General features: G+C 65.5%; 8 protein-coding genes. 6 read left to right on the plus strand and 2 right to left on the minus strand.

Annotated features, from left to right (window positions below; genetic code table 11):
• Positions 1-134: 134 nt before the first annotated feature.
• Entirely contained in the window at positions 135-1,289 is a 1,155-nt protein-coding gene (locus GEV05_04475; GenBank protein ID MPZ42656.1) for an AI-2E family transporter, read from the minus strand.
• Here GEV05_04475 and GEV05_04480 point away from each other — a divergent pair.
• Positions 1,181-1,945, plus strand: a complete 765-nt coding sequence (locus GEV05_04480) for a BON domain-containing protein (GenBank protein MPZ42657.1) — start codon at positions 1,181-1,183, stop codon at positions 1,943-1,945. The two genes, GEV05_04475 and GEV05_04480, sit on opposite strands and share 109 nt — an antisense overlap.
• 314 nt (positions 1,946-2,259) lie before the next feature.
• On the opposite strand, the gene GEV05_04485 is transcribed toward GEV05_04480, so the two are convergent.
• Complete coding sequence (locus tag GEV05_04485; GenBank protein MPZ42658.1) at positions 2,260-2,826, minus strand: hypothetical protein; 567 nt, start codon at positions 2,824-2,826, stop codon at positions 2,260-2,262.
• Between the two features lie 345 nt (positions 2,827-3,171).
• On the opposite strand from GEV05_04485, the gene GEV05_04490 reads away from it, so the two are divergent.
• The 5 genes from GEV05_04490 to GEV05_04510 all read left to right on the plus strand — a co-directional run bounded on the left by GEV05_04490 (position 3,172) and on the right by GEV05_04510 (position 7,304).
• The gene (locus GEV05_04490; protein ID MPZ42659.1) at positions 3,172-4,068 is read left to right on the plus strand and encodes a Ku protein; all 897 of its coding nucleotides are present in this window, start codon (positions 3,172-3,174) and stop codon (positions 4,066-4,068) included.
• Between the two features lie 187 nt (positions 4,069-4,255).
• Positions 4,256-4,564 (plus strand): DUF883 domain-containing protein, encoded by a 309-nt coding sequence (locus GEV05_04495; protein ID MPZ42660.1) that lies wholly within the window; start codon positions 4,256-4,258, stop codon positions 4,562-4,564.
• Between the two features lie 6 nt (positions 4,565-4,570).
• Positions 4,571-5,026 carry a hypothetical protein gene (locus GEV05_04500; protein ID MPZ42661.1) on the plus strand — a complete coding sequence of 152 codons (456 nt, stop codon included), beginning with the start codon at positions 4,571-4,573 and terminating at the stop codon, positions 5,024-5,026.
• Positions 5,023-5,535, plus strand: a complete 513-nt coding sequence (locus GEV05_04505; protein ID MPZ42662.1) for a hypothetical protein — start codon at positions 5,023-5,025, stop codon at positions 5,533-5,535. Before GEV05_04500 ends, GEV05_04505 begins: the two co-directional genes overlap by 4 nt.
• A gap of 44 nt (positions 5,536-5,579) precedes the next feature.
• Positions 5,580-7,304, plus strand: coding sequence for an HAD-IIB family hydrolase (locus GEV05_04510; protein MPZ42663.1), 1,725 nt, complete (start codon positions 5,580-5,582; stop codon positions 7,302-7,304).
• The last annotated feature ends 43 nt before the right edge of the window (positions 7,305-7,347 follow it).

A 7,347-nucleotide genomic window follows, 5' to 3' on the forward strand; every position in this document is an offset into this window, starting at 1 on the left:
ATGCCTTCACGTTGGGCCTCCGTTCTCGGTGTGGATTGGATGTCTCTCGCAATTCATCCATACCCTACACCTACGGACGGCCCAACGTCATTTCTGTCTTGGACAACAGTGACCGTTGCGAAAGCTTTATCGGATCAGGAGCGAGACAGCACGACGGCGAGCGGCCTCAACTTGGGTAGACGCTCGGCGCAGATGCGAACGGCGACCAGCAAGGGGACTGCGATCAGAATCCCGCCGATGCCCCACATCCACGCCCAGATCAGCACCCAAAGGAAAATGACGACGGGATTGAGCCGCAGACTGCGGCCCAGCAGGAAGGGCAGGATGAGCTGATCCTCGATGAAGTTGAGCAGCAGGAACGCGGCGGGCGGGGCGAGCGTTCCCCAAGGCGAATCGTATGTCAGCAAACCCACCGCGGCCAGCATGACCGTGGCGATCAGCGGTCCGATATAGGGCAGGAAGTTCAGCAGCGCCACGGCGACGCCCCAGACGATCGGCGTCGGCATGCCGAGCATCCACATGGCGAGCCCGGTCGCGATGCCGAGCCCGATGTTGACCAGTGTGATGGTCGCAAAATAGCGGCCGATCTCGCTCTGGATCGTACGCGCGATTTGAAGCATGCGTAGCTTGTCTTCCCGATCGGGGGTGACGGTGACGATCTTTCGCATCAGGACGTCGCCGCAAGCGAGCAGGAAGTAAGCGAGCATCACCGTGCTGAGCACCATGATCAGCGTGTTGACGGTGAAGCTCAGCGCCGAACTGAAACCTGCGCGCTCGACCAGGACTTCGCGCGGCTTCGGCTTCGAGTTGTCGGCCGCGATCGCGTTTACCTTTTCGGTCGCTTCCCGCACGGCCTCCACCGGGACCATCAAGGCGGAAATTCGGTTCTCGAGCCGGCGCAGGTGGTTGGGCGCCGTTTCGATCCAACGCTGCACGGGGCCTGCGACATTGATCGCAAGCCCGCCGAGCAGGACGAGCACGAGCAGCATCACGATTCCGGCGCTCGCCGGTTGCGGCAGATGCAACCGATTCAATGCGCTCACCGCGGGAGAAAGCAGCAACGCGAGCGTGCCTGCCACCATGATCGGCAAAAGCAGCGAAGCAGTCAGATAGAGAATGCAGGCGATCGCGATCAGCACCAGGACCCATAGCGCGTAACGCACGGAGGAGGTGACGTCGAATGCAGAAGCGAGCAGCGGGCCCAGCCGGGGCGAGGACGCGCCTTGCGTCGGGGAGGGCTGTCCGGCAGGCGCCGGTGCCTCGGGTGGTGCCAACCTGCTTGCGGCCATCTCGTTTCCAGTCCCAAGTTTCTATTCGGGAATTCGGCGTGCAACGGCAATTCGCGGGCGCCGTCGCGGGGGTAATGCAATGCACGTGCCGGGGGTCGATGGCGCGTACGAACGGCAACCGGGCACCAGCATTGCTAAACGCACCGTGCCATTCAACGCAACCACAAGGAGATATCATGAAGATCCGTACCGCGCTGATGACTGCAGCGGTGTCATTGGCCCTCGCCGGGTTGACCGGCTGCGGCGATCGCGAAGCCGATACCACCACCATGGGCCGCGCGTCCGACACGACCACGACCCCGCCTGCGGATACCACCACACCACCGACACCGCCGGCCACTGCGCCGACGGCGCCCGATAAGACTGCGGGCGCCCCATCGGCCACCACCCCGCCCGCGAGCACCGCCGACAGCACCGATCGCACGGCCGGCCAGACCGTGGACGACGCCACCGTCACGGCCAAGGTCAAGGCGGCGTTGCTGGCCGAGTCGGACGTCGATGGCACCAAAATCAACGTCGACACGACCAACGGCACCGTTACGCTGAAGGGCGAAGTGCCGAGCAAGAACATGATCGACAAAGCGGTTCAGATCGCGAGGGGCGTCGATGGCGTGAAGGACGTGGACAACAAGCTCAACGCCACGGGTGCAGGCTGAGTTTCAGGCGACTCCCCGGCGACTCCTGAGCGGCCGGGCGCGCGTTGAGTGACCGGTTCCGGCGGAGCAATGCTCCCCGGAACCTGAAGCTCGTTGAAGCGAGGGCGAAAAGGTTCGGCGCTGGCCTCGTTCAAGTCCCGGGCGCGAATCGCTGGATAGTAGACGTTCGTCCATACTTCTTTGCGGAATGTCGGCGCCAGCTTGCTGGAACCGAGGGCCAGGGTGCGCGAGCCGCCGGTTTACCGAAATCCTGGCGACTGCCGCCTTACTCGAGCAAGTGTCCGCCTCGTTCCAGCAGCAGTTCTGTCCCGCGATCACTCACGCGTCTGATCCGCCGGCACGCGCGGGTCGAAATCCTTCCACTGACCATCGCGCCATTCGCCTTCTGCCGGCACGATGTCTTCCGCGCCGGCATTGCGCAGAATTTCCATGGCGCGAGCTTCGGTTCCGAGGCGCTCCACGTTGACGGCGATCCTCACGCCGCCTTGGGGTTCCACCGGATGTTCCTGCGTGGATTCGCTGCGCTCGGCATGGTGTGCCTGGGACATCGCACCCATGAGCGAGCCTACATAGGCGCCCACGCCCGCGCCGGCGAGCGCGGCTGCGATTCCCGCCACCGGCAGCGCGACGGCACCTACTGCTCCGATAGCGAGGCCGGCGGCTCCGCCCATGGCGGCGCCGGTCGCAGCGCCACCGGCACTTTCCTCGGTGGCCTTGTCGCGATAGGCGTCGCCGCCGATCGGGAAGATGTCGTGCTGGCCGGCGGGACCTACATAGAAGGTGCCGTATTCGCGCGGGTCGAATCCTGCCTCGGCGAGCGCGGTCAGTGTGCGTTGCAGTTCATCGGCATCATCGATTCGTCCGGTGACGAGCTTGGCCATCGCGTTACTCCATGAATCGAAAAAAAATAACTGCGGTAGTCTGCCACTCGACGCAAGACCGATGCCCGCACAGCCGTCCCGGCCTCGCACGCCCGGGCATGTCGCCTGCATCTGCGCAGTCGGAGTCGGAATCGATGGAGGTGCGCATGGAAAAGCAAGCTCTGATCGCCCTGCTGGTGTGTCTTGCGCTGGTGGCCTGCGAACCGCGCGGCACGCCCCAGAAGCCGAAGACGGTCGACCACGCCGCCACGATCCAGCCGAGCGGATTCTGATCGGCGCGCAGCCTCGGCGGCGTCCATACGCGCCGCGTGGAACTGGCGCCGATCCGGTCAAGAAGAACAACGCATGCCGCGCGCGATCTGGAAAGGCGCGATCTCGTTCGGGCTGGTCAACGTCCCGGTGAACCTGCATAGCGGTTCGAGCGAGAACCAGCTCGATCTCGACCTGATCGACAAGCGCGATTACGCTCCGGTGGGTTATCGGCGCGTGAACAAGCGCACAGGCAAGGAGCTCGCGGCGGCGGACATCGTCAAAGGCTACGAGTACAGCAAGGGCCGCTACGTCGTCGTGAGTGAAGAGGACATGCGCCAGGCGAACGTCAAGGCGACGCAGACCGTCGACATCTTCGCCTTCGTGCAGGCTGCCGAGGTGCCGCCCTGCTATTTCGAGCGGCCCTACTATCTCGAGCCGGGCAAGCGCGGCGACAAAGGCTATGCGCTGCTACGCGAGGTGCTGGAGCGCACCGGCAAGGTCGGGTTGGGATCGGTCGTTCTACATACGCGCCAGCATCTCGCGCTGCTCATCCCGGTCGAACGGATGCTGCTGCTCAATACCGTGCGCTACGAATCGGAGATCCGGCCGCGCGACGAGTTGAAGCTTCCGGGCGCCAGCCTCGACAAGCTCGGGGTGTCGAGGAAGGAGCTCGAAATGGCCGAGCGGCTGGTGGAGGAAATGAGCGAACGCTGGGACCCCGCGCGCTACCACGACACGTATCGCGAGGACCTCATGGCGCGCATCAAGGCGAAAGCAAAAGCCGGCAAGACTCACGAATTGACCGCAGCGGAGCAACCGAGCGAGCCGCGCAAGACGGCCCAGGTCATCGATCTCATGGCGTTGCTCAAGGATAGCCTCGACAAGCGCGACACGAAGGGTGGCGGCAAGCAGCGCGCGACGCGCACGAAGGCACGCGGGAAAAAGCGCGCAAACGCGTCCGAGCGAAAACAGGCGCGCAAACGCGCCTGAGTGAAACGCGCGCAACCGATCTCGGGCTCATAGTCGCGGCGAGTGATGCCGATCGCCTAGAGTCACGTCATTAGGGGCCACGTGCGTACGCGACGCATTGGCAAGAAGGCCGGCGTTATGCCAGTCCTCCACGCGGGCACGCAGCGTGCACTCCCTTGCAGGCGATATCCCTTTCAAGGAGATGCAAATGCAACAGAGCACGGTAGGTTCGAACACCACGAGCGGCATGGGCAGCTCGGCTTCCAATGTGTCCGACAAGGCGCACGCGGGCATCGACCGGTTGACGCAATCGGCCCATCACACGGTGGACCGCGTTGCATCCGCGGCGTCCTCGGCAGCGGATCGCGTCCACCATGTCGGCGATACCAAGTACGGCCACTTGGCGCAGGAATGGAAGGAGCAGGGCTGTGCCTACGTGCGCGCGCATCCCGTGACCGCCGTCGGGATCGCCGTCGGGGCCGGTTTCCTCCTGAGCCGTCTGATCCACTTCCGCTGATCGGCGATGCAACAGAGCGTGTATGGCGAGCCATTCGCCAGCGTCGATAGCACTGGCGAGCCGCGCTCGCCTCACGGCGCCGGCGAGCCGCGTTCACGCATCGGTCGGCTCGCGGGTTCGCTGCTGCGGCAATCGCGAACGCTGTCGTCGGATTATTTGCAACTGGCCGTGCTGGACGCGCGGCTCGCCGCGGTTCGCTTCGCCTGGATGCTGTGCTATGGCATGGTGGCCGCGATTCTGCTGGTTACCGCCTGGCTTGCGTTGGTTGCCGCCGGCATCGTCTGGATGCTCGGCACGGGCGCATCCTGGGTCGCCGCCCTGGCCGCAGCCGCGGCACTCAACATCGTAGCCGGGGCGATACTGGCGCTGCGAATGCGCCACATGTTTTCGGAGCCGCCATTTGCGGCAACCTTGCGTCAGCTGCGCGGCGACGAAGCGGCGAGCGTCCGGGAACCCACATGAGCACAAGATACGACGACGATATCCGTGAAGCCGAGTCGCGGCTCGTCCGCGACAGGCAAGCGCTGGTCGCTCAGGCTGAAGACCTGACTGCGAGGACGCGCGACGTCGCCTCTTCGCCCAAAGGGCTGGTCGCTGCCCTCGCAGTCGGTTTCGTTCTGGGCGAGCTCACCAGGCCCAGGCGCCCGCGACGATCGAAGTCGCAGGCCCAGACCGCCGACACCACCGCGAAGGTGGGTTTGGGCGGCTTGATTGGAAGTGCTCTGTTCGCCTACGCGCGCTCGCGCTATGGATCGCCTTGGGCGCTGGGGCACAGCGCATGGAGCTACTACGCAGCCAGGCAGCAAGCGCGCCGGGCCGCCATGCAAGGTCGCACGCCCGCGGCAACGACGAACGCAACCGGAAGCACGGTCGTGCGGCCTGCGCGGACACCGGCTGGAGACGTCGGCGCCGTTTCGACTGCGGCCGCTTACTCCTCGTCGCTTCGATCGCCGCAGCACCATGCAGGTTGAGTGTCCTGTAGCCCGGGCGGTGACTTGCGAGCGGGCCTAGCGGCATGCGGTTCGCTGCGCTCGCAGTCGACTACGACGGCACCCTGGCCTCGCAGGGTCGGGTTTTTCCGGAAACCGTGCGCTCACTCAAGCGCTTCGCGGCATCGGGCCGCAAGCTGCTGCTGGTCACGGGACGCGAGCTGGAAGAGCTGATCGGGATCTTTCCCGAGATCGGCGTGTTCGACCGGGTCGTCGCCGAGAACGGGGCGTTGCTGTTCTATCCGCGCACCGGCGCACGCAAGCCTCTGGGCATACCGCCGCCGCCCGAATTCGTTTCCGAGCTGGTGCGCCGCGGCGTCGATCCGCTCTCGGTCGGCGCCTCGATCGTGGCGACCGTGACGCCCAACGAGAAGATCGTGCTCGAGACCATACGCGATCTGGGGCTCGAGCTGCAGGTGATCTTCAACAAGGGTGCGGTAATGGTGCTGCCCGCGGGCGTGAACAAGGCGAGCGGCCTGGCGGCGGCACTCGACGACATGAAGCTCTCCGCCCGCAATGTGGCCGCGATCGGGGATGCGGAAAACGATCATGCGCTGCTGCGCTCGGCGGAGTTCGGCGTGGCGGTCGCGAACGCGCTGCCGATGCTCAAGCGCGATGCGGACCGCACCAGTGCACTCGCGCACGGCGCCGCGGTCTCGGAGCTGATGGACGCTATCCTCGCCGATGACCTGCGCGCCTGGGCGCAAGGGACGTCACGGCGCGGCGTTCTGCTCGGTCACCGCGAAGATCGCACGCCGCTGTGTATCGCGCCGGCGCGTTGCAACGTGCTCCTCGCCGGACCTTCGGGCAGCGGCAAATCGGTCTACGCAGCCGGCATTCTCGAGCGGCTGGCGGAGAACGGCTATCAATACTGCGCGGTCGATCCGGAGGGCGACTATGCCGACTTGCCCGGGGCTGTCGTATTGGGCAGCGCCGAACGCGAGCCGAGCCCCGAAGAAGTGGTGACCGCGCTGGAGAACCCGCATACCAACGTCGTGATCAATCTGTCGGGGCTCGCCGCCGATGAGCGGCCCGCCGCGTTCAAGGAACTGGTCGCGCAGCTCGCCACGTTGCGCGCGACCTGCGGGCGCCCGCACTGGATCCTTGTCGGCGAGGCGCAATTCCTGCTACCCGCGGAGGATTCCGACGCTGCCCTCAAACCGAACGATTTCGGCAGCAGCATGATGTACGTGAGCGTGCACCCGGAGAGCATGAGCCCGGCTGTGCTCGGCTCGGTGGACGCGCTGATCGGAATCGGTGCCAATCCCACCGCGACCCTGGCGAAGTACTGTGGTCCATTGGGGCTCGCCTGCGCGGTGCCGGCGCATTTTTCCCTCCGACCCGGCGAGGCAGTAGCGTGGATGCGGCGCACGGCCGAGGCGCCGCTTCGCTTTGCCATGCAGCCCAGCGAAGCCGAGCGCAAGCAGCATCGCCGGCGCCTGGTGGAAGGCCAGCTGCCCGCCGAGCGCAGCTTCTATTTCCGCGGCGCGCAGAAGAAATTGAACCTGCGCGCGCAGAACCTGCCGTTGTTCCTGCAGATCGGAATGGGGGTGGACGAGGAGACCTGGCTGCATCACCTGCGCCAGGGCGACTATTCGCGCTGGCTGCAGGAGTCGGTGAAGGATACGCGCCTTGCCACGGAAGTGGCCGAGGTGGAGCGCAGCGCCGCGGACGCGGCGGCTTCCCGCGCTCGCGTCACGGCCATCCTCGAAAAATACATGAAGGCCGCCGACGAGCGCGCAACACCCTGACTGCGCTTCGTGACGCGCAGCATCTTGACTGCGCTTCGTGACG

The sequence above is a fragment of the Betaproteobacteria bacterium genome, assembly GCA_009377585.1.
Classification (GTDB): Bacteria; Pseudomonadota; Gammaproteobacteria; order Burkholderiales; family WYBJ01; genus WYBJ01.

What these genes read in the sequence shown, in the direction of transcription:
- GEV05_04480 (MPZ42657.1), top strand. Translation starts at nt 1,181, where the DNA reads ATGCAGAAGCGAGCAGCGGGCCCAGCCGGGGCGAGGACGCGCCTTGCG.
- GEV05_04475 (MPZ42656.1), bottom strand. Translation starts at nt 1,289, where the DNA reads ATGGCCGCAAGCAGGTTGGCACCACCCGAGGCACCGGCGCCTGCCGGA.
- GEV05_04485 (MPZ42658.1), bottom strand. Translation starts at nt 2,826, where the DNA reads ATGGCCAAGCTCGTCACCGGACGAATCGATGATGCCGATGAACTGCAA.
- GEV05_04490 (MPZ42659.1), top strand. Translation starts at nt 3,172, where the DNA reads ATGCCGCGCGCGATCTGGAAAGGCGCGATCTCGTTCGGGCTGGTCAAC.
- GEV05_04495 (MPZ42660.1), top strand. Translation starts at nt 4,256, where the DNA reads ATGCAACAGAGCACGGTAGGTTCGAACACCACGAGCGGCATGGGCAGC.
- GEV05_04500 (MPZ42661.1), top strand. Translation starts at nt 4,571, where the DNA reads ATGCAACAGAGCGTGTATGGCGAGCCATTCGCCAGCGTCGATAGCACT.
- GEV05_04505 (MPZ42662.1), top strand. Translation starts at nt 5,023, where the DNA reads ATGAGCACAAGATACGACGACGATATCCGTGAAGCCGAGTCGCGGCTC.
- GEV05_04510 (MPZ42663.1), top strand. Translation starts at nt 5,580, where the DNA reads ATGCGGTTCGCTGCGCTCGCAGTCGACTACGACGGCACCCTGGCCTCG.